Annotated in this window: 2 protein-coding genes; both read right to left on the reverse strand. The window is 29.5% G+C overall.

Features of this window, described 5'->3' with window-relative positions:
- Positions 1-25 precede the first annotated feature (25 nt).
- Positions 26-514 (reverse strand): rod shape-determining protein MreD, encoded by a 489-nt coding sequence (mreD, locus tag COZ07_RS06330; protein ID WP_406607728.1) that lies wholly within the window; start codon positions 512-514, stop codon positions 26-28.
- Between the two features lie 253 nt (positions 515-767).
- Positions 768-1,452, reverse strand: a 685-nt coding sequence (locus COZ07_RS06335) for a WecB/TagA/CpsF family glycosyltransferase (protein ID WP_406607729.1), incomplete at its 5' end; no start/stop codon positions are given.

Raw genomic sequence — 1,452 nt, forward strand, 5'->3', positions numbered from 1 at the left:
TACCTTTTTACCTTTTGGTAAAATTTTATTCTTTAATCAGTTGAAAAAGTTTTTTTATCCCTAAAAAAACAAAAGGCGATAATAGACTATTGTACAAAGCCTCTGGGAGAATTATTTTTTTTAAGCTCCAAACCATACCATATTCGATCCCAAAAGCATGTAATATCAATAACATTAAAATGCTTTGGCTTATTGAAACTACAAAAGTTATTATAGGAATAAGGAATAATATATGTTCAGGAAATATCTTTTCTTTTAAAATTCCGGAAATAAAACCTATCACCGTTTTTACCAAAGCATTTACCCCTAATAAGCCAGTAGAAAAGATATCTTGTAAGAGACCAGAAGCAAATCCAGATACAGTCCCTTCTTCAGCTCCCTTTAATAAAGAAAATATTAATACTACTAATAATATTAAATCCGGCTTCAATCCCTGAACGGTAAACGAATTAAGGAGGGTAAGTTGAATTAATAATGCAGTTACAATAATTCCAACTTTAAGTAAAATCTTCACTCGTTATCTCCTTATTTATTTAATCAGAAAATGAATCTTTATAAAGGGTTACATTTGCTTAAGATATATGGAGATAGTGATTTAAGTCTTTAAGTATTTCAGATCAAACGGATAGAAAAACTAATCCTGTTATAATTGAATTTCAATTATAATAATCATTAATATTAATAATAAATATTCTGTGCTTTTTATGATTATTTTTAATTAACTATCTTCTATTTATTATTGATTATTTATGGTTTATTAACTAGGCTCAATCTATTTCTTTTTCCGTTAAAGTAAAAATCATCTTTCCTAAAATCACCAGCCAGATAAAGTAAAAAAGGGCTATAATTCGTAAGACCCTTTTTGGTTCTCTAATTAATCTATAAATCCATTCCATTCCATGTTTTTGCATCCACAATGGTGCTCGGGGTATTTTGCCAGAAAGGACATCAAAACTACCACCTACACCCATACATACTGGAACATTTAATCTACTTAAATTTTTAGTAATCCATTTTTCTTGTTTGGGTACCCCCATACCTACCAACAATATATCTGGTCTCTTTTCTTCAATTTCTTTGATAATTTCTTTTTCCTCTTTATTATCAATTTTATTACCAATTTTAATATCTTTTACTTTTAAATCATCAATTTTACTACCATTACTCTTATCATTTATTATTGCACCTTCAGAGTCTTCAGAATTAAAATAACCGTGATGAGTCCCCACTATTTTTATTCCTGGATATTCCTTAATTAAGTTTTCAGCAGCCTTCTTGGCAATACCAGGAGAAGCACCTAACAAATATAGAGAATATCCCTTCTTAGCAGTTAATCGACATACATTATATATTATATCTATACCAGTTACCCGCTCAACTAAAGGACAATTTAAAGTAATGGTTGCCCACAAAATACCTGCCCCATCAGGGGTAACTAAATCTGCAGATTTT

Source organism: Candidatus Infernicultor aquiphilus, assembly GCF_002784285.1.
In the GTDB taxonomy this organism is placed as follows: domain Bacteria; phylum Atribacterota; class Phoenicimicrobiia; order Phoenicimicrobiales; family Phoenicimicrobiaceae; genus Infernicultor; species Infernicultor aquiphilus.